This is a genomic window from Photobacterium iliopiscarium (assembly GCF_003026395.1).
In the GTDB taxonomy this organism is placed as follows: Bacteria; Pseudomonadota; Gammaproteobacteria; order Enterobacterales; family Vibrionaceae; genus Photobacterium; species Photobacterium iliopiscarium.
This window is the reverse complement of sequence record NZ_PYOO01000001.1, coordinates 232,951-255,895: the sequence shown is the minus strand read 5'-3', so window position 1 is coordinate 255,895 and position 22,945 is coordinate 232,951. Positions and strand designations below refer to the sequence as shown.

General features: G+C 38.5%; 20 protein-coding genes. 7 read left to right on the top strand and 13 right to left on the bottom strand.

Annotated features, from left to right (window positions below; translation table 11 throughout):
- Nucleotides 1–26 precede the first annotated feature (26 nt).
- The 7 genes from sstT to C9J51_RS01110 form a co-directional block, all read right to left on the bottom strand.
- Nucleotides 27–1,268, bottom strand: a complete 1,242-nt coding sequence (gene sstT, locus C9J51_RS01140) for a serine/threonine transporter SstT (protein ID WP_107236478.1) — start codon at nucleotides 1,266–1,268, stop codon at nucleotides 27–29.
- A gap of 418 nt (nucleotides 1,269–1,686) precedes the next feature.
- Nucleotides 1,687–3,360 (bottom strand): BatD family protein, encoded by a 1,674-nt coding sequence (locus C9J51_RS01135; protein ID WP_107274868.1) that lies wholly within the window; start codon nucleotides 3,358–3,360, stop codon nucleotides 1,687–1,689.
- Between the two features lie 14 nt (nucleotides 3,361–3,374).
- Nucleotides 3,375–5,564: a VWA domain-containing protein gene (locus tag C9J51_RS01130; protein ID WP_107274793.1), complete on the bottom strand. Its 2,190-nt coding sequence runs from the start codon at nucleotides 5,562–5,564 to the stop codon at nucleotides 3,375–3,377.
- The gene (locus C9J51_RS01125) at nucleotides 5,557–6,522 is read right to left on the bottom strand and encodes a vWA domain-containing protein (protein ID WP_045037671.1); all 966 of its coding nucleotides are present in this window, start codon (nucleotides 6,520–6,522) and stop codon (nucleotides 5,557–5,559) included. Before C9J51_RS01125 ends, C9J51_RS01130 begins: the two co-directional genes overlap by 8 nt.
- Nucleotides 6,515–7,039 carry a DUF4381 domain-containing protein gene (locus C9J51_RS01120; protein WP_045039454.1) on the bottom strand — a complete coding sequence of 175 codons (525 nt, stop codon included), beginning with the start codon at nucleotides 7,037–7,039 and terminating at the stop codon, nucleotides 6,515–6,517. The genes C9J51_RS01125 and C9J51_RS01120 overlap by 8 nt, the downstream gene beginning before the upstream one ends.
- Complete coding sequence (locus C9J51_RS01115; RefSeq protein ID WP_045037669.1) at nucleotides 7,039–7,989, bottom strand: DUF58 domain-containing protein; 951 nt, start codon at nucleotides 7,987–7,989, stop codon at nucleotides 7,039–7,041. The genes C9J51_RS01120 and C9J51_RS01115 overlap by 1 nt, the downstream gene beginning before the upstream one ends.
- Entirely contained in the window at nucleotides 7,986–8,942 is a 957-nt protein-coding gene (locus C9J51_RS01110; protein ID WP_045037668.1) for an AAA family ATPase, read from the bottom strand. Before C9J51_RS01110 ends, C9J51_RS01115 begins: the two co-directional genes overlap by 4 nt.
- A gap of 689 nt (nucleotides 8,943–9,631) precedes the next feature.
- Between C9J51_RS01110 and C9J51_RS01105 the strand changes: the two genes are divergently transcribed.
- From C9J51_RS01105 to C9J51_RS01080, 6 genes are all read left to right on the top strand, one after another.
- Nucleotides 9,632–10,372 carry an SDR family oxidoreductase gene (locus C9J51_RS01105; RefSeq protein ID WP_045037667.1) on the top strand — a complete coding sequence of 247 codons (741 nt, stop codon included), beginning with the start codon at nucleotides 9,632–9,634 and terminating at the stop codon, nucleotides 10,370–10,372.
- Between the two features lie 58 nt (nucleotides 10,373–10,430).
- The gene (locus C9J51_RS01100; RefSeq protein ID WP_045037666.1) at nucleotides 10,431–11,636 is read left to right on the top strand and encodes an acetyl-CoA C-acetyltransferase; all 1,206 of its coding nucleotides are present in this window, start codon (nucleotides 10,431–10,433) and stop codon (nucleotides 11,634–11,636) included.
- 75 nt (nucleotides 11,637–11,711) lie between these two features.
- On the top strand, nucleotides 11,712–12,062 hold the full coding sequence (locus C9J51_RS01095) for a phasin family protein (protein WP_045037665.1): 351 nt from the start codon (nucleotides 11,712–11,714) through the stop codon (nucleotides 12,060–12,062).
- A 114-nt stretch (nucleotides 12,063–12,176) separates the two neighbouring features.
- Nucleotides 12,177–13,958: a class I poly(R)-hydroxyalkanoic acid synthase gene (gene phaC, locus C9J51_RS01090; RefSeq protein ID WP_045037664.1), complete on the top strand. Its 1,782-nt coding sequence runs from the start codon at nucleotides 12,177–12,179 to the stop codon at nucleotides 13,956–13,958.
- A 207-nt stretch (nucleotides 13,959–14,165) separates the two neighbouring features.
- On the top strand, nucleotides 14,166–14,570 hold the full coding sequence (locus C9J51_RS01085) for a DUF4332 domain-containing protein (protein ID WP_045037663.1): 405 nt from the start codon (nucleotides 14,166–14,168) through the stop codon (nucleotides 14,568–14,570).
- A 66-nt stretch (nucleotides 14,571–14,636) separates the two neighbouring features.
- Nucleotides 14,637–14,933, top strand: coding sequence for a DUF1496 domain-containing protein (locus tag C9J51_RS01080; RefSeq protein ID WP_052675275.1), 297 nt, complete (start codon nucleotides 14,637–14,639; stop codon nucleotides 14,931–14,933).
- Nucleotides 14,934–15,036: 103 nt separating this feature from the next.
- On the opposite strand, the gene C9J51_RS01075 is transcribed toward C9J51_RS01080, so the two are convergent.
- The 6 genes from C9J51_RS01075 to C9J51_RS01050 all read right to left on the bottom strand — a co-directional run bounded on the left by C9J51_RS01075 (nucleotide 15,037) and on the right by C9J51_RS01050 (nucleotide 22,223).
- Nucleotides 15,037–15,336, bottom strand: a complete 300-nt coding sequence (locus tag C9J51_RS01075) for a DUF406 family protein (protein ID WP_045037662.1) — start codon at nucleotides 15,334–15,336, stop codon at nucleotides 15,037–15,039.
- Nucleotides 15,337–15,462: 126 nt separating this feature from the next.
- Entirely contained in the window at nucleotides 15,463–17,388 is a 1,926-nt protein-coding gene (locus C9J51_RS01070) for a RecQ family ATP-dependent DNA helicase (RefSeq protein WP_045039455.1), read from the bottom strand.
- A 226-nt stretch (nucleotides 17,389–17,614) separates the two neighbouring features.
- Nucleotides 17,615–19,051: an amidohydrolase gene (locus C9J51_RS01065; protein WP_045039483.1), complete on the bottom strand. Its 1,437-nt coding sequence runs from the start codon at nucleotides 19,049–19,051 to the stop codon at nucleotides 17,615–17,617.
- Nucleotides 19,052–19,151: 100 nt separating this feature from the next.
- Nucleotides 19,152–19,868, bottom strand: a complete 717-nt coding sequence (locus tag C9J51_RS01060; RefSeq protein WP_244907458.1) for a helix-turn-helix transcriptional regulator — start codon at nucleotides 19,866–19,868, stop codon at nucleotides 19,152–19,154.
- A gap of 265 nt (nucleotides 19,869–20,133) precedes the next feature.
- On the bottom strand, nucleotides 20,134–21,009 hold the full coding sequence (locus C9J51_RS01055; protein ID WP_045037660.1) for a phospholipase A: 876 nt from the start codon (nucleotides 21,007–21,009) through the stop codon (nucleotides 20,134–20,136).
- A 170-nt stretch (nucleotides 21,010–21,179) separates the two neighbouring features.
- Nucleotides 21,180–22,223 (bottom strand): alkene reductase, encoded by a 1,044-nt coding sequence (locus tag C9J51_RS01050; protein WP_107274792.1) that lies wholly within the window; start codon nucleotides 22,221–22,223, stop codon nucleotides 21,180–21,182.
- A gap of 124 nt (nucleotides 22,224–22,347) precedes the next feature.
- Between C9J51_RS01050 and C9J51_RS01045 the strand changes: the two genes are divergently transcribed.
- Nucleotides 22,348–22,923, top strand: coding sequence for a TetR/AcrR family transcriptional regulator (locus C9J51_RS01045; protein ID WP_045039456.1), 576 nt, complete (start codon nucleotides 22,348–22,350; stop codon nucleotides 22,921–22,923).
- The last annotated feature ends 22 nt before the right edge of the window (nucleotides 22,924–22,945 follow it).

The window sequence follows — 22,945 nt, the reverse complement described above, 5'->3', positions numbered from 1 at the left end:
GTGTTTTTATATTGTTAGCAACGTACTTATGATTTTTGTAGGCGTACTTTTGCTTTTTTTCGTTCAGCCGCTAAACATGCTGCTGCGGTAAAAACGACATCCGTTGAGCTGTTTAATGCTGTTTCTGCTGAGTCTTGAATTACCCCAATAATAAAGCCAACAGCGACGACTTGCATTGCAACTTCATTTGGAATACCAAATAAACTTGCGGCTAACGGAATTAATAACAGTGAACCACCAGCAACACCAGATGCGCCACACGCTGATACTGCTGCAACTACGCTGAGTAATACGGCTGTCGCAAGATCAACTTCAATACCGAGCGTATGTACCGCTGCTAACGTTAAAATAGTAATGGTAATTGCAGCACCACCCATATTAATGGTTGCACCTAAAGGAATAGAAACGGAATAAGTATCTTCATGTAGATTAAGATCTTCACATAATCGCATATTTACTGGAATATTTGCCGCTGAACTACGAGTGAAGAAGGCGGTAATACCACTTTCACGTAAACAACGAAATACTAGCGGATAAGGATTTGTTCTGATTTTTACAAATACAATAAGTGGGTTAACAATAAGTGCAATAATAGCCATTGAACCAAGTAATACACCTAATAGATGTGCATAACCTAATAATGCATTAAAGCCTGTTTGAGCGAAAGTGTGCGCAACAAGACCAAAAATACCAATAGGCGCTAGACGAATAATAAAGCGCACAATTAATGTTACGCCATCAGACATGTCTTGGAAAACCTGCTTAGTGGCATCACTTGCTTGGTGTAGTGAGAAACCTAATGCGATTGCCCATGCCAAAATACCAATAAAGTTACCTGTCATTAAAGCGTTAATTGGGTTATCAACCATTTTAAAAAATAGTGAATTAATAACCTCAGCAATACCTTCAGGTGGTGCAATTGACGTCGTGCTAGTAACAAGCGTTAAAGTGGTTGGAAAAAGAAAGCTCATTGCTACGGCGGTAAAAGCGGCTAATAATGTTCCTAATAAATAAAGGAAAATTATTGGTTTCATATTAGTATGAGTGCCTTTTTTTTGATTGGCAATTGATGACGCCACCAAAATAAATACTAATATAGGTGCGACTGCCTTTAAGGCTGCAACAAATAGCCCGCCCAAAGAGCTCATACTTAATGCTGATGATGGGGATATAACGGCTAAAGTAACGCCGGCAATAATACCCACCAATATTTGTATTACTAAGCTGCCATTAGCGACTCTGGCAAGAAAAGGTTGTGGTTGGCTCATAGTTCATCCTGCATTTTTATTGTTGTGTTTGTGTTTGTGTTTGTATTTACGTTTTATATTTTGTAACAGAAACATTTTTTAACAGGATCTGTTTAAAATAGCCAGTCTTCTTTTAATAAGCATACTTATTGCTGTTTTTTAACAATTCTTATTACGTTAACTTCACAATTAAGTAGCAATATGTATATTTTTATTGGCATGTGTCACGTAACTAAAAAATATTAATTAAGATGAGATGTTTAATTGTTAAGGATTAAGTGGTGGTTTTATTTGTAAAGAGGGTCGTTAATGTTATGTTGTTTTACATTTGGTTACAGAAAGTAAAACGCCTAAAATTAATTTATTTTCATGGATGCATCAATCAATATTAAGCGTTTTAATAAGGCTATAAATATAGCCTTATATTTTTTAGTTTAGGTTATTGAGGATCTAGACTTGATAATGTCATCGGTGCCTGTTTTGTTACTGTAAGTTGTTTAGCTTGGGTTAATAATGCTAACAATGTTTGGTTATTCCATGTGCTATCTAATGGTGAATAATGCGTTGCCATCATCGCTTGTACTTCATTATCAAGTTGCTGTAATAGCTGAGGTTGAGTATTGATTGTTCGATATTGCTGCTGACGCCATTGTTGATAGTAAGTTTGTACTTTAATTGGCTCATTGGCATTAATCGCCGCTTCAAGCATTGATGTTATATCTGTTGTTTGTGTCGCTGTTACGGTTGTTGCTATAACAGTTTGCTGACGTTTTTTAATTAATAATACTAAAGTAATTAACCACAATAGGGCAAAAACAAGCGTTGTCCATGGCCATATGCCCGCCGCAGTAATGGTTTTTGCTGAATGTATTGTTGCTGCTGGTGGCGTTATTGTTGCTGGTGGTGAAAGTTGGCTATTTGCGGTTGGATCTGCAATAACATTTAAAGTTAACCCTTTAATTTCGCTACTTTGTTGTTTTTCTGTGGTTGTATTCCACCAATTAATGGTTAATGGTGGTAGTAATACTTTGCCTGCTTGACGAGGAATGATGACTTGTTTTAACGTCATTACACTGTCGCCATTTTCAGTACGATATTCAGGTTTCTCATTATAAATACGTACAGTATCAGGGTAGGTCAGGTTTACATTTGGCATATTACTTTGAGCAACGTCTTTAATTCGCAAAGTAATAGTGCGGGTGATGGGTTCACCAACTTTGGTGGTTACATCATTGTGATTTGAAACCTGTGGTTGCCATGTTTGTTGTAGCTGTAAGTCAGGGGTTGGTAACCATAACCCTTTGTAATCTGTTGGTTTAGGTTTGATGTTTATAGTGATATTTCGAGCATTTTCATTTACTGGTATGGTAATGCCTGAGCTAAAACCATTTGCGCCACGTATTGCGCTACCATTGAATTTTGAACCTTGAATAATGATCTTGCCTGCTTTTTCTGCCGTCAGTTGATAGTTACGCGTAATGACTAAATAGCGGCGGCCATTTTGAACAATATTATGTTGAGCATCTTGACCCACTTGTGACACGGCTAGGCCATCGCCTGATGGTGCACTTAATGAGGCTTGAGATAGCTGCTCACCAATTAATATTTTCACTCGATAATGAATACTTTCACCAACATAAAGTGCATTTTTATCGATTTCAGCAGTGACTTGAACATTGGCTTGATTAGATGCCGTTGCCGTGTTTTTTTGACTGCCTTTAAGTACACTAATTGTAATTGGCGTTGTTTGAGAACTGCCAATTTTAAAGGCGGGTATAGTTGCGGCTCCAACTTTTTTAGCGGCGAGGGAAAGCGTCCAAGTTGTATTACGCGACATCGCGCCATTTATTAATGATGTCGAGCTACTGACACTGGGTTGACCATATGCAAAATCGGGGCTTAATACACTAAAATCGACACTGTTAGGGTTGATTGCGGTATCAACTGAAACCGTTAGCTGAAAGACTTGATTCACGGCAACAACATTTTTTGATACTGTCGCTTCTGCTTGTGCCGCCATGGCTTGCAGGGGCAATAATGCGACAAGCATGGTTAGAAGTAATAACCATGGCGAGCGGTATTTTTTAATCCAATTACTTTTATTTACTGACATTTTCATCTTCTCTATTACCATGATTTATTACTTTGTTGTTGCTTGGCTCTTTGCTGTGCTTGCAACATTAATTGGGCTCGAATTAGCCCCGCGGTATCATCAGGTACTTGCTCAAGTTTTTTCAATATAGGGTTACTGACTGAAAGCACTTGTTGCTGCTTACCGTTTGGTTTGCCTTGCTGCATCGTTACTGCTGATGGTTGTTGGTCTTTACCGTTTTTATCTTGTTGCTTATCTTGCTGTTGAGCTTGTTGTTTCTTGTCCGCTTCTCTCATTGACGGTTGCTGGTTTTCGTTACCTTGCTGACTTTGTTGCTGTTGGTCTTTGTTGCCTTGCTGGCCTTGTTGCTGTTGGTCTTTGTTGCCTTGCTGACCTTGTTGCTGTTGGTCTTTGTTGCCTTGCTGACCTTGTTGCTGTTGGTCTTTGTTGCCTTGCTGACCTTGTTGCTGTTGGTCTTTGTTGCCTTGCTGGCCTTGTTGCTGCTGGCCTTGTTGCTGCTGGTCTTTGTTACCTTGCTGACCTTGTTGCTGTTGGTCTTTGTTACCTTGCTGACCTTGTTGCTGTTGGTCTTTGTTACCTTGCTGACCTTGTTGCTGTTGGTCTTTGTTGCCTTGCTGACCTTTTTGCTGTTGGTCTTTGTTACCTTGCTGACCTTTTTGCTGTTGGTCTTTGTTACCTTGCTGACCTTGTTGCTGTTGGTCTTTGTTACCTTGCTGACCTTGTTGCTGTTGGTCTTTGTTGCCTTGCTGACCTTTTTGCTGTTGGTCTTTGTTACCTTGTTGACCTTGTTGCTGCTGGTCTTTGTTATCTTGCTGACCTTTTTGCTGGTCTTTTTTTCCTGACTGTTCCTTATTTTTCTGCTGTTGTTTCTGCTGTTGTTTCTGCTTTTCAGCTTGCTCAACAATGGCTAAATTCTTTTTAGCATCAGCAAAGTCAGGTTGTTGTTTTAATAGCTTTTCATAAGTTGCTGCCGCTTGTTTATAATCCCCTTTTTGAGCATAAGCATTACCAAGATTATATTGTGATGTTGGATCTTGTAGTGGTTTTAGTGTCGCTATCGCTTGTTCATATTGCTTAGCTTTATATTCAGCAATACCTTTCCACTGTGGTGACGTGAAATCTTGTGCTGCTTGTTTATAATTGCCATCAGTAAATGTTTCATATGCTTGGCGGTTAGTGTTTGTCCATGGGCTTGCTTGAGCGTGATCGATGGGTAACAAAATAAACATTGCCGCAAAAACAACCCCACGACGAAATCCCAGCAACGCTAATAATAACAATGGTATAACTAACCAAAACCCACTGTTTAAACGTTCTTGTAATTCTTTTTCATGACCTTTGTTGCCGCTAGCTAATGGTTTTGCGGTAAAGCTGACAATCGCATTAACATCATTATCAGTTGTTTGTGCCATTTGTAATATGCCACCTGTGCTGTCAGTAATTGACATCAGTGTATTGATATCAATTTTACTGATCACAGGTGTGCCATTTTCTGATAATAAACTGCCATCAGGAAGTTGAATCGGAGCACCAACAACGGTGCCCATTGCCAAAATAGAAACGCGATAGTGAGTCCCTTTTAGATCGGCTAATGCTTGTTTTGCTATAGTTTTAGTTATGCCATCAGTCATTAAAATAATGTCACCGGTATTGTGACCCGCTTGTTTAAGTAACCTTATCGCTTCCGCAATACCTGCTGCCGCATTATTGCCCGCAATGGGCATCACATTCGGTGATAAATTTGGAATTAAATTGCGTAATGTGCTGCTGTCAGTCGTTAATGGACTGACTTCATAGCCATCACCCGCAAAAGCGACCAGTCCTGTGCTGCCTTCTTTCCAGCCGGGTAACATATCTAATGCTTTAAATCTTTCTTGGGTTAAACGGTTAGGTTTAATGTCGGTGGCGTACATTGATTGTGACATATTCATCACGAGCACTCGCGCGCCACTGAGGTTATAGGCGGGCAGTTTTACTTTTTGCCAGCTAGGTCCAGCCATTGCAACAACCGCAATAAGCCAACCTAATGCTAATAAACCGATCGGCCATATTTTGGGTTGTTGTTGAGTTAGACCCAGTTTTTGTGCGAGGTGAGGGGCAATTAAGCCTGAATGCTGCGCTTTGCCTTTTAACCACGGTAGAACGATGATCAAGGGAATGAATGCAGCAAACCATAATGGGTGCATAAAGGTAAAATCAGCCATGACGTTTCCTCATGAAAGCGATAATAACGGATAAAAGCAATGCTAACGTTAATGGATAACGGAATAGCTCATCACGTGGTCGCCACGTTTGTTGAGCATTATTAACAGGTTGAAGTTTATTAATAACATCATAAATTTTGGCAAGTTGCTGTGGGTTACGGGCGCGGAAATATTCACCCCCCGTCATAGCGGCGATCTTGCTTAATGTTTTTTCATCAAGATCTGATGATGGATTAACAACCCGATCACCGAAGAAGCCTTTTTGAATCATTTTATCAGCGCCAATGCCAACAGTATAAATCTTAACGTGGCTTTCTTTGGCAAGCTTTGCCGCTTCAATTGGACCAATAACCCCTGAAGTATTACCACCATCACTGAGTAGAATAATTACCCGCTGTGGTGCTTTACTGTCGATAAAGGTTTTTGTTGCTACCCCAAGTCCTTCACCAATTGCAGTACTTTGACCAATTAAGCCAAGGACAGTACGGTTGAGTTGTTGTTCAACGGTTTTGCGATCAAACGTTAATGGCGTTTGTAAGTAGCCATGATCAGCAAAAACTACTAATCCAAGCCGATCACCTTTGCGTTTAGCAATAAAATCAGCCAGTACATGTTTCACCGCCGTTAAGCGATCAATACTTTGGCCGTCTTTGGTGACCATATCAGGGATTGCCATTGATCCTGAAAGATCGACTGCTAATAACATGTCACGGTGTTCTGGTTTTATTTCTATTGGATCGCCATACCATACGGGGCGCGCTATCGCACACACAAGGCTTACCCAGACTAAAGACATTAATACTTTTCGAATAATAGAACTAGGCTGTTTTTGGCCAACGCCTTGCGGTAACTGAGGTAAATGGATTGCCGCAGGTTGCGCAACGGGTTTACTGAATCGATACACGAGCCAAGCTAATGGCAATAAGGCCCATGCCCATAGCCATACAAATTCAAACATTGGATGACTCCTTAGTGATCATCGTTGAGGTATTGCCATGATCATTGGTTTTCGCGGGCAGGGCATGTTGTAGCCACAGTAATGCCTGCTGTTGGCAATCATTAAATTGCGGTTCTGTTAATGGTGTCGAGGAAAAAAGCCCTTGTTGCCACGATGATTGTTGATCAACAAAACCACGGTATTTAAGTGGTAACTGTTGATCAAGAAAAGTGAGCCATTGCATTCCCGTTAAAGGGGCAATAACAGAACGTGGAAAATAGCTTAATGCGGCTTGTTTCAATAACGTATTAATTGTTGTAACACCATCATCAAAGCGATAGGTCTTTAATATTGCAATTGCTTCTTGCTTCGCTGCAACATGATGATTGCGGCGATGAAATTTATAACCTACAAAGCTTATAATAATAAGGCTGACAATAATGACTACCCACCATCCCCAAGCAAGAGGCCAAAAGCTTGGTTCGGTGTGAAGATGAATATCTGCCAATGGTAATGCTGGTACTGTCGGTGTTGTCATTACCTTACTCCTTGAGAATGAGCACCAAGCTGTTGTAATAATGATTGTGCTGCCGAGAGACTATGTAATGGAATGGCAAGGGATGTTGCCATTTCATGAATAAAATTCTGATGGGTTTGATATTGTTGACTGAGTGAATCACGTGTTTTTTTTGCTGAGAAATCCAGCCATGCTGATTGTTTATTATCAGTTACATGCTCATAGCCACGGAATTGTGTTTGTCCTTGTTCGAGAGGATCATAAATTTGGACAAATTGAATACGATTATGTTGTCGAAGTTGGCTTAAACGACGTTTATCTGTGGCTTTTAAGGTATGAAAATCACTGATAATAACAATTTCGCTGCCTTTGGGGCAGAGATAATGTAACCGTTTTAACGCGATTGAAAAACCATCGTGACGGCTGGTATTGATTGCTTGAAGTGCGTCATGTTGAGCTGAAATTAATGCATTGATAATCTGTAATGGTCCCCGCTGACGGGCGGTAGGTTTACACTCGATGGTGTTAATTCCATTATAAATAACAGCACCGATACGATCTTGTTCATCAATAGCTAACCAACTTAATAAACTGGCAAAATGCGCAGCCTGTACCGATTTCAGCATTAATTGTGAGCCAAACTGCATGCTACTACTGATATCAATAAATAGCATGATCGGTTGTTCACGTTCTTCGGTAAATAATTTGGTATGTGTTTTTCCTGTACGCGCAGTCACTCGCCAGTCAATAGATCGAATATCATCACCTGCCTGATAAGGACGCACTTCAGAGAAGTTCATTCCACGTCCTTTATGACGGCTTTGATGGTGACCATTGAGTTGAGACCAAATGCTTTTAGCGGGTGCCAGCCATCTTACCGCTTGATTTTTATATTGCAGTAGTTCTGCTAGACACACATTGACGCCATCGCTATGGGGTGGCAGCGCTACGTTGATGTGTGTAGTTTTCATAAGCTAGCAACCTGCGAAATAAGTGTTTCAACAACACGATCTGCTGCAATACCTTCTGCTTGTGCTTCATAGCTTAATAATAAGCGATGACGTAACACAGGATAAGCCATTGTTTGAACATCTTCTGGTGTTACAAAATCACGGCCATTTAACCAAGCATGTGCACGAGCACAACGGTCAAGCGCTAATGTTGCACGTGGACTCACTCCCATTTGCAACCATGATTGTAGTTGTTCACTAAAGCGATGAGGTTCGCGTGTCGCCATCACTAAACGAATAATGTAATGCTCGACGTCATCAGCCATATGAATGTTTAAGATTTCTTTTCGTGCGGCAAAAATATCACTTTGGCTAAGACGAACGGGCTCTGCTTTTTCTATGCCAAGTGCTTCACCACGATTAAGGCGCAGAATTTCAAGTTCACTTTCTGCATTAGGGTAATCAACATTCAATTGTAATAGAAAGCGATCTAACTGTGCTTCTGGTAGTGGATACGTTCCTTCTTGTTCGATTGGGTTTTGTGTCGCCATTACTAAAAATAGCTCAGGTAACGGGTATGTTTTACGACCTGCGGTAATTTGTTTTTCAGCCATCGCTTCTAACATTGCCGCCTGTACTTTAGCGGGCGCACGGTTAATTTCATCAGCAAGCACTAATGAATTAAAAATAGGTCCTGGTTGAAAGGTAAATTCAGCCGTCTCTGGACGAAAAATATCAGTACCTGTTAAATCGGAAGGTAAGAGATCTGGGGTAAATTGGATGCGATGAAAATCGCCTTCAATACAATCTGCCAATACTTTTACTGCGCGAGTTTTTGCTAATCCTGGTGGACCCTCAACCAGAATATGACCATCGGCGAGTAAAGCAATTAAAAGCTGTTTTACTAAATTAGGCTGGCCAATAACTTGACTTTGAAGGTAATCATTTAGGCGCTTAAATGTGCTTGCTAACATACAAATATTTCCTTTGGTATTCAAAAGACTGAAGCTGAAACAATTGTTTTTCGGACTACTAAAAATTGATTTAGTTCACACTTAATTATTTATTTGATGAAAAAGTTGTCGCAAAAATAAGGGTATGAATTGAAGAATGATCATTTTTATTTAGATTTTGACTGTATTTGTAAATTTAAGGAATAGCGAATAATTTATAATTTTGTGACTTTTTTGTAACATTTTCGATATTACTATAAGAAATAGCAATCGATACCCTTTGATAATGTCATCCGACCACCGCTGTATATTAAAGAACATCCCTTGGCACTTTAAGTAACAAATAATTAACAATCAGCTAGTGTTAAGAATATAACTTAAAGAGTAATACATTGATAATTAATATGTATTTTTTATTTTGGCCGCTATTAATTATGCGTCCGTTTGTTAAATAATATAGCTACATGCGTTGTTATTGATTATATTGTTAATACGTTGTAGTTGCGACATTAAAAATGTTAACACCTTTGCTTGCCATCTATATGCATCTGTGTTGTTATGTTTGCCATATGCAATGTGTTTATAGCGGCGGCATTATTTTAAAACTGTCGCTCATTAAATGATAATAAAATGTAACAGTGCGTGATTGAGTTTTCGTTTAAAAATGTATTTAAATAAATACGATAAGATCAAAGGAAGGAGCCTTGGAAATGAAAAAAGTAGCATTAGTGACTGGCGCTAAAGGTGGTATCGGATCTTCAATTACTCAAGCCCTAGTTGATGCTGGCTTTCGTGTTATAGCTACCTATCACCCGAAAAGTGAGCAATCAGCTAAAGAGTGGTTTAAGGAAAATAACTACTCCAATGAATCAGTGAAGTTGCTGCCATTAGATGTGACTGACACGGCATTTTGTAAAGAATCATTAACCGCATTATTAGAGCAAGAAGGCCATCTTGATGTGTTGGTCAATAATGCTGGTATTACTAAAGATACCATGTTTAAGCGTATGACTGCTGAGCAATGGAATGATGTAATTAATACGAATCTCAATAGCTTATTCAATGTTACTCAACCTTTGTTTGAGTCTATGTGCCAACATGGTAACGCTCGTATTATTAACATCACGTCAGTTAACGGTTTAAAAGGACAGTTTGGTCAAACGAATTATTCGGCAGCTAAAGCTGGCATGATTGGCTTTACTAAAGCGCTCGCAGCTGAAGGTGCTCGTGCAGGTGTTACTGTGAATGCAATTGCTCCTGGATACACTGGTACACCGATGGTTGAAGCAATTAAACCTGAAGTACTCGAATCAATTAAAGCAGAAATTCCAATGAAACGCTTAGCGCAACCTAAAGAAGTTGCGGCAGCGGTTGTCTTTTTAGCAAGTGATGCAGCGGCATATATTACTGGCGAAACATTGTCAGTAAATGGCGGTTTATACATGCACTAATTGTGGATGTTGTAACAAAGACAAAATAATAAATCATATTATAGAAAGGATGCAAAATATGGCTAAGGTATACATTGTTGCCGCAAAACGTACCCCAATTGGTAGTTTTAATGGTGCGTTAAAATCAGTTTCTGCAGCACAACTTGGTGCGGTTGCAATTAAAGGTGCATTAGCAGAAATCAATGTTCCTGTTGATGCGATTGATGAAGTTATTTTAGGTAATGTTGTTGGTGCTGGTCAAGGTATGGGACCTGGGCGTCAAGCGGCTATTTATGCGGGCTTACCAAATGAAGTACCTGCGTATTCTATTAATATGGTTTGCGGTAGTGGTATGAAAGCATTGATGGATGCTGCTGCACATATTAAAGCGGGCGATGCGGATCTTATTGTTGCAGCTGGTGCTGAAAATATGTCACAAATTCCATTTTGTGCCTCATCGAAGATTCGAGATGGCCAGAAAATGGGTAATCTTGAATTAACAGATCTTTTGGTTGCTGATGGTTTAACGGATGTTTTTAATAACTATCATATGGGCGTAACCGCTGAAAATGTCGTAGAAAAAATTGGGCTAACCCGTGAGCAACAAGATAATTTCGCGCTTTCTAGCCAGCAAAAAGCCATTGCTGCTATTGAAGAAGGACGCTTTGTTGCTGAAATTTGTCCAGTTGAAGTCGTTAGTCGTCGTGAGACGGTTGTTGTTGATACTGATGAATACCCAAAAGCAAATGCTTCTATTGAAGATCTTGCTAAGTTACGCCCTGCTTTTAATCGTGAGGGTTCAGTAACTGCGGGTAATGCGTCGGGTATTAATGATGGTGCAAGTGCAATTATTGTTGCCTCTGAAGCCGCTGTAACGAAATACAATTTAACACCATTAGCTGAAATCGAAAGTTATGCACAGGCGGGCGTTGCACCTGAGTTAATGGGATTAGGACCAGTTCCCGCAGTAATTAAAGCATTAGAAAAAGCAAATCTTTCAATTGGAGATATTGATCTTCTTGAATTTAATGAAGCCTTTGCTGGTCAAGCATTAGGTGTATTCCATGAAGTAGCCAAAGAAACGGGTACTAAAGTGGAAGATTTAGTTGAGCGTGCGAACGTAAATGGTGGTGCAATTGCACTGGGTCACCCTCTAGGTGCATCTGGTAATCGTATTCTTGTTAGCTTACTGCATGAAATGTGTCGTCGTGATAATAAATACGGTATGGCTACATTATGTGTGGGTGGCGGTATGGGTACAGCAGTTATTCTAAAACGTGTTTAAGTAAATAAACTAATACAATCAGTGTGGTATGAATTATTAGACCCACACTTTATTACTATCAATGAGGAATGTTTTATGTATACGGAAATGTTTAAATCTTTTTCTGAGCAAACAGAAAAAACACTAGCACCATACGCAAAATTCAACAAAGTGTTTGCTAAGAATGTTGAGCAATTGACAGAGCTTCAATTGTCAGCTGTTCGTGCTTACAGCGATCTTGGTCTGAAGCAACTTAAAGCCGTTAGTGAAGTAAAAGACATTCAGTCACTAACTGCGTTTAATGGTCAGCAACTTGAAACGCTTACTAAGCTTTCTCAACAGCTTTTAGATGATAGCAATAAGTTCTCTTCTGTAGCGCAAAGCTTTAAAACAGAAGTTGAAGAGTTTGTTGCTGATAACGTTAAACAAGCAACACCTGCCATTTAAGTAACGGCAAATCAGGCTGCATTAATAGCTGTCTGATTGTCTGATACTTATACCAATCAGCCATATAAGACGATTATATGGCTGATTACTTAGTCCAAGTACAGGGTTTTTGTTATGAACAATCACTTCTTTTCGGACTACTTTGCCAAGCTCCAAGATATGAACCAGTTATGGTGGAAAGAGTTAGACTCCGGCAAGGCAGCCATGAACACCCCAGTAACTAAAGCGCTTAATGATATTAACTTGGAAGATGCCACTGAATTTTTAGAAAAAGCGGCTGCTCAGCCTGGCGCTTTAGCTAAAATCCAAATGGATTGGTGGGAAAATCAAGTTAAGATTTGGGAAAATGTTGCCGTTGGTAATACGACAGCAGAAAGTGCCTTTATTAAGCCAGCAAAAAATGACAAACGTTTTGATGATCCTGCGTGGGAAGATGAAGCTTTTTATAATTATATTAAGCAATCATATTTATTATTCAGTAACACAATGCGTGAAACAATTGATTCAATTGAAGGGGTCGATGAAAAAGCGAAAGAGCGCTTAGGTTATTTTTCTCGTCAAGCTATCAATGCGATGGCACCTTCTAATTTTGTAACAACTAATCCGGAATTAGCCAAATTAACGGTTGAAACTAACGGCGAAAATTTGATTAAAGGGATGGAATTGTTACAAGAAGATTTACAAAGCAGTGCTGATGTACTAAAAATTCGAATGACGAATGATAGTGCATTTGAACTTGGTGTAACTATTGCCAAAACTGAAGGTGAAGTGGTTTTTAAAAATGAATTATTTGAGTTAATTCAATATAAACCATTAACTGAAGCTGTAAATAAAACACCATTGTTGATAGTGCCGCCATTTATTAATAAATACTATATCCTTGATTTGCGTGATCATAATTCAATGGTGCGTTGGCTGGTTGAGCAAGGGCATACTGTATTTATGATGTCTTGGCGCAATCCTGATGCATCGTTGAAAGATGTTGATTTTGATAATTATGTCCTTGATGGTGTTGTAAAAGCGGTTGATGCAGTAGAAGACATTACGGGTCAAAAGCATATTAATACGGTCGGTTATTGTATTGGTGGAACATTATTAGCAATAACATTAGCATATTATGCCGCTAAACGAATGCGCAATCGTATTAAATCGGCATCATTTTTTACCACATTATTAGATTTCTCTCAGCCTGGTGAAATGGGGGCTTATATTAATGACCCTATTATTACGGCAATTGAAGCTCAAAATAATGCTAATGGTTATATGGATGGACGTTCTTTAAGTGTGACTTTTAGTTTGTTACGTGAAAATAGTTTGTACTGGAACTATTACATTAATAATTATCTAAAAGGCAATAGCTTACTTGATTTTGATTTATTGTATTGGAATGGTGATAGCACTAACGTTGCGGCAAAATGCCATAGTACGTTGTTACGCAAATTCTATTTAGAAAATAAATTAGTTGAAAATAAAGGTTACAAAGTCGGCGGTGTGTACATTGATTTAAGTAAGATTAAAGTGCCTACATACTTTATTTCTACAGAAGAAGATCATATTGCTTTATGGCAAGGTACGTACCGTGGCGCGCAACAATTGGGTGGGAAATCAACATTTGTTTTGGGCGAATCTGGCCACATTGCAGGTATTGTTAATCCTCCTCAAAAGAATAAATACGGCTTCTGGGTTAATGATAGCAAAGAAGAAAATGCAGATATTTGGTTAGCGGGAGCTAAACGTGAAGATGGTTCTTGGTGGACACATTGGAATGGCTGGTTAACAACGTTTAGCCCGACAGAACAAGTTTCTCCTTGTGCCATGGGTAACGAAAATTATGCATCGTTATATGCAGCGCCTGGTGATTATGTGAAACAAGTATTACCACTTGCTGAATCTTAATCGTAGTAATTTTTTGTACGTTTAGATAGTTAAGCCCAGCGTTGTCTGGGCTTTTTTCTATCTGTTTTTTATTCATAATATGATCGTAATGATATTCTTTGTATAAATTATATTTTGATTGATTTTTATTCATCGATAATGCGGTGTTTTTAGTTTTATTGGCTATATTTTTCAAATAGGTATAACTAAAAATAGTAGGAGTAACTTATGACAAAGATCGTTAGTGTAGAAGGAATTGGTGAAGCTTACGCAGCAAAGTTAGCTGAGATAGACGTAACAACCATTGAACAACTGTTAGCGTTAGGCGCAACACCCAGTGGTCGTAAAACGTTAGCTGAAAAAACAGCAATTAGCGGTAAACTCATTTTAAAATGGCTTAATCGTGCAGATTTATCACGCATTAAAGGCATAAGTACCCAATATGCGGATTTATTAGAATCTTCAGGGGTTGATACTGTGCCTGAGCTTGCACAACGTAATGCGGATAATTTATATACTAAAATAGTTGAAGTAAATGAAGCTAAAGCGTTAGTTCGTCAATTGCCGTCACTTTCGACGGTGGAAGATTGGATTGCACAAGCAAAGCTATTACCTCGAGCGATTGAGTATTAACCTCGTCATCGGTGTAAGTAATTGATAAGAGTAATGAGTATCAATTGTTGTGTATAAGGATAAATTATGCGTTTTTTAGAGCAGGGATGGCTGGTTATTATTGGTGTTATGGGGGTTGTGGCAATCAGTAATGCCAAGCAATATAGCACAGAAAATTTACCAGTGATTCAACCTGTTGCTGAATTTCAGTTAAATACATTACCGCAACGTCATTGTTTATATGCTGGAAAATCATACTCATTGGGCGCTATTATTTCCACGGATAATATTGTATTGGAATGTCGTTCTGAACAAACGATTGAGCTAAATGGTCCTTTAAAATGGGTGGTACGTCAGTCCTCATTGATTCCTGTAGCGCCATAAATAATAAAGCCAGTATCAGATTTTATTTTGTATTGATTACAAAACATGACTGTTTACTGGCTTCATTGATTATCAAGGTGGCAAGGTTTGCCGATTTGATAAATTATTTCGCTAGAGAGCGGCTTTTAAGTTCAAAAATTAACTTTTCAGCACTGCATTCAAATTGGATGCGCGCTGTTAATTCTGTACTTGTTTCATCAACAGGCGTTGTTTCTACTTTAAAGTTAGCATTAACTTGTTTTGCTAGCGTCAGGTAGTTCGCAAGTTCTAATTCTAATGCTTTTTTACCATTTGCAAAAACGTGTACATCAGCAACATCATCATGTTCTTTGATCATAAAGCCCATTTCAGCTGAAACGCCACAAGCATCACAAGGTTGGTATTGTTCTTTTTCTGTAGTCATAACTTTACTTCCTATTAGTTAGTCTTTGCATTTTAAAACGATGCGAGTCAAATCGCTATTGATTAATATGAAAAGTCAGTTTTTAGCGATTAAAGCGTTAAATAAGGGAAATTAATGGTTGTTTATTCAACAGTTGCCATTGTATAAGCGGCAAATATGGTCGAAAGTTTGTTGAAAAGGATAGGCTTCTAATACGCCAAATCCCTCAAGCTGTTTTGCTTTTATTTTATTATTGAGTGGCGTGCTCATACCGTGTAGAAAACGTGTGATTGCCGCCATTGAGGGGGCGCTGCCATTTCGTTGAATAAAACTATCACTCCATACCGTAATTTGTTGATCGGTGATCTCGGGTAATATTGGTAGCGCGGGGAGTGTAATTATTTTACCTCGACAAACTGAGCAATGGCCGCATTGTTTAGGGGCATGATGATCGGCGAAATAGCTGGCTAGTTTATGGCTTAGACAGTTTTTACTTTCAAAGAAAGCAATCATGTTTTCAATACGATGAATCTCGCTGTGCTCTTTTTGTTGAAACAGTTGATATAACGCTTCTGTTTCCGTTTCAATATCAAATTGGTGCTGATTTATTCGGTAAACATCGGTCATTTGTTTACTTTCAAGAGTGATCCACCCTTGTTCGTTTAGATAATCAATGGCCGCCACAACACGTTTTCTATCGACTTGGTAGCCTTGCCATAATGCATCCATATCTAATGTATGCCAAACTCGTGCTTTGGGTGAACAAGCGAAAATTGTTTCAATAAATTGTCGACGTTCACCTTGGAAACGTTGAGCTATATCCTGCTGAGAGATGTTCATCTTGTAACGATAATCAGCAAAATAGGTAAACATTGGTTCAATAATATGACGAATTTCAAGATAAACTAATAATGTTTTAAGGGGTAATAAACGGATGTTACTGTCTTTAGATAGACGACCACTCATTATTTCCCATTGCTGATCTTGTGCTTGTATTTCACGTAAAATATACGCAATAGCATCGCGATCTGGCGTGTCACCAAAAACAAAGTTTTCTAAAACATTGAGCCCTGACTTATTGGCAATAACGGTACATTGTGACATTTCGCCATCACGTCCTGCTCGACCAATCTCTTGACTATAGTTTTCAATCGATTTGGGTAAGTCAAAATGAATCACTTGGCGAATATTAGATTTATCAATTCCCATTCCAAAAGCAATGGTTGCAACAATACAATTGATGTCGCCATTCATAAATTGGTGTTGAATATTATGTCGATGCTCTGAGTCCATTCCAGCATGATAGGCTTGGGCTGGAAAGTGACTACGAGTGAGTGCATCAGCAACTTGTTCTGCTGTGTGTTGTAAGGTGACATAAACAATCGCGGGTTCATTACTACGTTGAGAAAGCTGGTGTTTAAGGGTATCTATTTTCTCGTCTTCATCTGCCGCTAATACCGTTAAATCAAGGTTATTACGGTAAAAACCCGTCACAATAATATTGTCTTTATCAATGGCAAACTTATCCTGCATATCTTGAATTACCGCAGGGGTTGCCGTTGCTGTTAACAGTAGGACTTGTGGAATGTTTAATGCTTGTTGGTAATGGGGTAATTTCAGATAATCGGGACGGAAGTTGTGCCCCCATTCTGAGATACAGTGTGCTTCATCGACGACTAATAGTGAAATTGGAATTTGACCAATAAAATGACGAAAACGTTCGTTTTTTAGGCGTTCTACGGAAATCATTAATACTTTAATTTCACCTTGGCGGATTTGTTGCATCACTTGTTGTGTTTGTTGCCAAGTTTGGCTTGAATCAATAGAAGCCGCTGGAATGCCCTTTGAGGCTAGGAAATCGAGCTGATCTTTCATTAATGCTAAGAGGGGTGAAATGACCAGAGTAAGATGGGGTAATTCAATTGCGGGTAATTGATAGCATAATGATTTTCCCGATCCTGTCGGAAATATAGCCGCAGCAGAATGACCATTGAGGACACGGGTAATTACTTCTTCTTGCCCAAGGCGTAAAGAATCAAAGCCAAAATATTTTTTAAGTGTTTGGTGATACATGTATTAATCCCCGTTAACTATTGATTGGCGGCTATCATACCGTATTGATTTACGGAAAGATAAAAAGCACAACGAAAGTTAAGCTATTTCTGGTGCGGTTATTCTCATTTAAAACGAAGTCGATTCATTGTTGCATTCAAAATTGTTGAGTATGTAAGGGATCACCTTCCTTACATACTGTATTTGACGACACCGTATTGTGATAAACGGGTAGAGAGGATGCGGCTTATTTCATGAGGCTTGGTGATGTAATGGCTTTCTTTGCTAGCTCTTTGGCAAATGCCGTAATATCCGCTTCGATAGCACGAATATGACGAGTTACATCAGCTGTATCAACGTGCACCATTTGGCGCTGTTCCATCACAATATTGCCATTGACGATTGTCGTTGTAACATTGCTTGGATTTGCTTGATAGACCAAAGTGGCATAAGGGTTGTAATTAGGCATCATGTTAGCTGATTGAGTTTCTACAATAATAACATCGGCTTTTTTACCTACTTCAAGTGAACCAATCTTATCGTCCATATGCAGTGCACGAGCACCACCGATGGTCGCGAGTTCAATCACCTGCTCTGGGATCATAATAGTGCGGTCATTATGTTTTAAACGTTGCATATTGGCGGCATAACTCAGTGTGCGCCATAAATCGACTTGATTCGAACTCATTGGGCCATCAGTCCCTAACCCCATAGGAACGCGCTGTTGATACATTTCCCATGCAGGAGCAATGCCTGTCGCACCTTTAGCGTTCGCCATTGGGTTATAGGCGATACCCGCCCCTGATTGTTTGATGAGATCAATATCTGCTTGGTTAATATGGATCGCATGCGCTAATACCATTCGTTGATCAAGCACTCCGATGTCTTTAAGCCAAGCGACAGGGCTCAGTTGTTTTGGATTGTCATTAATACGTGCGGCTTCATTACCAAATTCACCCACATGAATTAATACGGGAACGTTTAATTTTTTAGAGAGTGTATTGATTTGCTGTAGTTTTTGTTTTGAAACGGTATAAGCGGCATGTGGCGCAAAAGCTGGGGTGATTAAAGGATCATGCTGATATTGAGTAATAAATTTTTGGGTGTACTCTAGACCACCATACGGTTGTTTTGCATCAACCACTGGGAATTTAATAACGGTTTCACCTAAAACCGCACGTAGGCCAATCTCTTTGGTTGCTTTGGCCATTTCATCAACATGGTAGTACATGTCTGCAAAGGTTGTTACACCGCTTTGTGCAAGATCAATTGCACCAAGACGAGTGGCTTGATAAATTAAATCACGGCTGAGTTTTTCACTTTCAAGAGGAAAGAAATAAGCAAATAAACGATTTTCGATCCCTTCTTCGCCTAATCCTCTAAAAGCAATCATCGGTAAATGGTTATGAGTATTGACCATTCCTGGCATTACAATCCCATTTTGGGCATCAATGATACGTGTTGCTTGGTATTGAGCTAATAATGTTTGATCACCCACGGCGACAATGGTGTCGTTATTGATGATGACAACACCATTTTCAATCAGCTGTTTTTGACCATTCATGGTAATGATCTGGCCATTTTTAATGATTAAACTTACTTGAGAATCTGGGGGGATGGAGGATAAAGATCCACATCCAGAAATAAGAAGTAATGTTGTTATTAAACTGATTTTTATGTGCATAAATGACCAATGATAAGAAGCGAAAAAATTGGCAGGATTATAAACGCAAATTAATGTAACCAAACAATCCTTTGCTTAAGTTACTGTGTTTTTTGTGAACTTAATCGCTTTGATCATCATGGTTTATAATAAGAGACATGGGGATCTTAAATAATTGTGCTGGTATTAATGATAACCAACCATTTCCACGTGCATATTCAATTAATCCTGTACGACTGGAAATACCATAATCAGAAAATCGAGAAACTAAATTGGCTATTTGTTTTTCAACCGCTTTGGGTGTTCGATGAATAAGTTGTGCTATTTGTTTAGTTTGTCGTCCACGTAATAACCAAAATAAAACAATTTCTTGGGATGGCGTTAATTGTGGTACTAAAGGTCGTGTTGTATGGAAAGATAAATGCGCTTTATCGGTAGCAATAACCTCAATAAACGACGTCATATTTATTAAATCTTTTACTTTATTTGCTGTAAATTGTACTCCCCAAGGAACATCATTAATAATAACGGGTTGTTTGGTAAATATATATGCATCTACACCATTAGCGTAGTTGTGCACATCTATTGTTATTATGGTTTTATTGTGCATCAGTGATAATTTATCTTGCTCAAGAAAAATGTCACTAAATGCAGCGGTATCACATGGTAAGTCACTATCCCTTAATCCCTTTATATCTAGCGGAGCATTAACAAGGTTTCGATAAGCATCATTGGCATATTCAAAAATACCTTCTTTCGATTTTAAGCCTGCTGGATAGGGAGATAATGATAGCATGTGAATAAGTACAGATAAGTATGTTGATTGATTAATATTCACAGGTTCATTCTATCAATAAATTATTTTAATAGTAATATTTGTTAGTGGAGTAAATATCGCTTTTTAGAGTTATGCTATTAAAAACATATAATATTCGATGAGTAAAGAAATAATCGCTAAATAAGAAATGAAATATTGTTTTATTATATTTTAAGTAACGAGATAAGTAATCTATTGATAGAAAGTTGTTTTTATCTCTAGTTGTTTTATGCGTATTGTTTATATGCTACTTAACACTAGAGATAAAAATAGTTTAGTCCAATAATTAAAATGAAAAACCAATACCGCCTGCATTGTCATAATGATTATAGTCTGAAATAGAAATACCATAACCACTTTCAAATATTAAATAACCACGTAAACGTTTATAAATAGGGAAGTTTAACGTTACTTTTTCATAACCACGAGAGAAGCCACTTTCTAATGCATTTCGAACGGTAAAGGTGAGCATGCTCTTACCATTAATATTCCAGTTCATACTGACACGGCCATAGCCAAGGTAGTTATTAATGTCTTTATTATAGTCTTTAGCACCGAAATTGAGTCGTACCCAAGGCTTAATACTAAAGGTTAATGCATCTTTTTTGAAGGTCATATCAACAAAGGCACGGTTCCAACTTCGTTCTTGTTCACCACCACGCCCATTAGATTGATGAACTAAGCCGAATGTACTACCAGCATACTGAAAGCCATTGGTATAGGTTGTTTGAGTGGGGAATGTCCAAAAAACAGACGGTTCGTATTCGGTGTCTCTAAAAAATGCTGATGATGCGTAGGCTTGCCAGTTTGAACGTTGAGTGTAGGCAAAATAGAGTTGATCATTATCAGTTAAAACACCTGAAAATAAGCGATATTTTAAACTGATTTGGAAGTTGACATTATATTTACTCAACTTACCATCTTCAGGGATAATTGATTGATATTCTTTGTGGTTTGGAGATTGTGTGTAATAAAAAGGTAGCACAAAGTTATCTTTATACTGTTCTAAAAGTAGCGTATTAGTACTGGTATAATTTAATGAGTTATTCAGTGTTGAAGGTGCGATTGTGTCAGCATTAGCATAAGAAGCATAGCCATTAGTTACGATAAATAAACTCGCTAACAGGATTTTTTGATGTGATTGTTGCTGTTTGATATTCATTATTATTTTCTATGATTATTGTTTTATCTATTGTTATCATAAGAGCTAAACTAGGCTTTTGTCTATCGATACAAATGCAAACAATGATTTTTCGTAATTTAAAACTAAATAACGAAGAACAGCAAAATAAACGCCTTAATTACATGAGATTAAGGCGTAAAAAAACAAGATTAAATTAGCTGAGCTAACATGGTGTCGTCATAAGGAGTAAGTGCTTGACCTGATTGTATTTTATTAACGTAATCAGGGTTAGCAATTAAAGGACGGCCAATGGCTAATAAATCAAATTTTCCCGCTTCAATAGCATCGCTGCCTGTTTCGGGAGTGTAACAACCGACACCAATCAATGTGCGGTGATAATGAGCACGCATATATTGTGATACGCTGCCATCAAGATAATCAAAATTCATGCTGTCATCAAAAATACCAACATGCAGATACGCTAAACAACGCTTTTCAACTTCAGGTAATAAGTAGTCAAACACCGCACGATCACGGCTATCACCTTCAAGATTGAAATAACCGCCGGGCGATAAACGTAAACCGGTACGATCACGACCAATACGTTGGCTAATTGCATCAATAACTGCAAGTGGGAAGCGTGCCATATTCTCTGGTGTGCCACCAAACTCATCATCGCGTTCATTAGTGCTGAAATGTAGAAATTGATCGATCAAATAGCCATTTGCGCCATGAATTTCTACACCATCAAAACCGGCATCAATAGCATTAGCGGCAGCTTGACTAAAATCGGCAATAAGTTGTTCAATTTCAGCTTTAGTTGCCGGTTTAGGAACCGTATAAGTTAGCTCTCGCATTCTTGGTAACGTTCCTTCAAGTGCTATTGCAGAAGGAGCAAGTACATACTCACCATTAAAAAAGAACGGATGAGCAACACGACCTGTGTGCCATAGTTGTGCAAAGATCTTACCGCCATTGTTATGCACGGCATCTGTTACTTTATGCCAGCCGTTAATTTGTTCGGGTGTAAATAATCCTGGTGTATGTGGATAGCCTTGGCCATCAGCACGAACTAAAATAGCTTCAGAGATAATCAGTCCAGTATCAGCACGGCGAGCATAATAATCGATTATTGCTTGGGTTGGGATTAAATTGTCATCAGCCATACAACGTGTTAATGGCGCCATAAGAATACGATTTTTTAATGTAAGCGTGTCGTTAAGTACAACAGGATGAAATAGGGTATCGAGCATGATTTTTATCTCTAATTTGAATGCCCGTTCAAGTTAGGCTTGTTTGAGGGATCATTCAAGAGTTTTTTGAATGATTGTTCAATATTAAGTAAACTAGCATGAGATAAAGTAAAAGAGAGTGATTATGCGCAGTGCTGAATTTGATCGTGATCGAGTGTTACGCTCGGCGATGGATGTATTTATAACAAAAGGTTATAGCAATACCAGTATGCAAGATTTAAAACACGCAACTGGGCTGCACCCTGGCTCGATTTATTGTGCTTTTAAAAATAAACGTGGCTTGTTATTAGCGGCATTAGAACATTACCGTAATCAACGCTATACGCAATTTGTCACGCTATTTTCTCAATCACCTTCAGTGATCGAAGCTATTACTGCGTATCTTGATCACGTGGTTGATGAGTGTGAACGTGAGCAGATTAAAGATTGTTTATTACAAAAATCACTCAGTGAGCTAGCTCAACAAGATGTAGAAGTCGCTGATGTTATCAGTCATATGCTAAAACAATGGCAGCAAGCGTTAGCAGAGCAATTGTTGTTAGCACAACAGCATAATGAAATTAGTCATGAACGAGATAGTCAACAATTAGCGCAATTTTTAGTGATGGGAATATATGGGATTAGAACGTTTTCACATACTCATCCAGAAGCTGGTGTGTTACGTCGTTTAGCGCAAGATCTTATTGATTATATTAAATAATGGTATTGATAAGAGTGACGGT

Coding starts and splice junctions, on each gene's coding strand:
- C9J51_RS01130 (WP_107274793.1), bottom strand. CDS start 5,564: ATGGCTGATTTTACCTTTATGCACCCATTATGGTTTGCTGCATTCATT.
- C9J51_RS01070 (WP_045039455.1), bottom strand. CDS start 17,388: ATGTATCACCAAACACTTAAAAAATATTTTGGCTTTGATTCTTTACGC.
- C9J51_RS01050 (WP_107274792.1), bottom strand. CDS start 22,223: ATGCTCGATACCCTATTTCATCCTGTTGTACTTAACGACACGCTTACA.
- C9J51_RS01100 (WP_045037666.1), top strand. CDS start 10,431: ATGGCTAAGGTATACATTGTTGCCGCAAAACGTACCCCAATTGGTAGT.
- sstT (WP_107236478.1), bottom strand. CDS start 1,268: ATGAGCCAACCACAACCTTTTCTTGCCAGAGTCGCTAATGGCAGCTTA.
- C9J51_RS01045 (WP_045039456.1), top strand. CDS start 22,348: ATGCGCAGTGCTGAATTTGATCGTGATCGAGTGTTACGCTCGGCGATG.
- C9J51_RS01075 (WP_045037662.1), bottom strand. CDS start 15,336: ATGACTACAGAAAAAGAACAATACCAACCTTGTGATGCTTGTGGCGTT.
- C9J51_RS01065 (WP_045039483.1), bottom strand. CDS start 19,051: ATGCACATAAAAATCAGTTTAATAACAACATTACTTCTTATTTCTGGA.
- C9J51_RS01120 (WP_045039454.1), bottom strand. CDS start 7,039: ATGACAACACCGACAGTACCAGCATTACCATTGGCAGATATTCATCTT.
- C9J51_RS01080 (WP_052675275.1), top strand. CDS start 14,637: ATGCGTTTTTTAGAGCAGGGATGGCTGGTTATTATTGGTGTTATGGGG.
- C9J51_RS01125 (WP_045037671.1), bottom strand. CDS start 6,522: ATGTTTGAATTTGTATGGCTATGGGCATGGGCCTTATTGCCATTAGCT.
- C9J51_RS01110 (WP_045037668.1), bottom strand. CDS start 8,942: ATGTTAGCAAGCACATTTAAGCGCCTAAATGATTACCTTCAAAGTCAA.
- C9J51_RS01135 (WP_107274868.1), bottom strand. CDS start 3,360: ATGTCAGTAAATAAAAGTAATTGGATTAAAAAATACCGCTCGCCATGG.
- C9J51_RS01105 (WP_045037667.1), top strand. CDS start 9,632: ATGAAAAAAGTAGCATTAGTGACTGGCGCTAAAGGTGGTATCGGATCT.
- C9J51_RS01115 (WP_045037669.1), bottom strand. CDS start 7,989: ATGAAAACTACACACATCAACGTAGCGCTGCCACCCCATAGCGATGGC.
- phaC (WP_045037664.1), top strand. CDS start 12,177: ATGAACAATCACTTCTTTTCGGACTACTTTGCCAAGCTCCAAGATATG.
- C9J51_RS01085 (WP_045037663.1), top strand. CDS start 14,166: ATGACAAAGATCGTTAGTGTAGAAGGAATTGGTGAAGCTTACGCAGCA.
- C9J51_RS01055 (WP_045037660.1), bottom strand. CDS start 21,009: ATGAATATCAAACAGCAACAATCACATCAAAAAATCCTGTTAGCGAGT.
- C9J51_RS01095 (WP_045037665.1), top strand. CDS start 11,712: ATGTATACGGAAATGTTTAAATCTTTTTCTGAGCAAACAGAAAAAACA.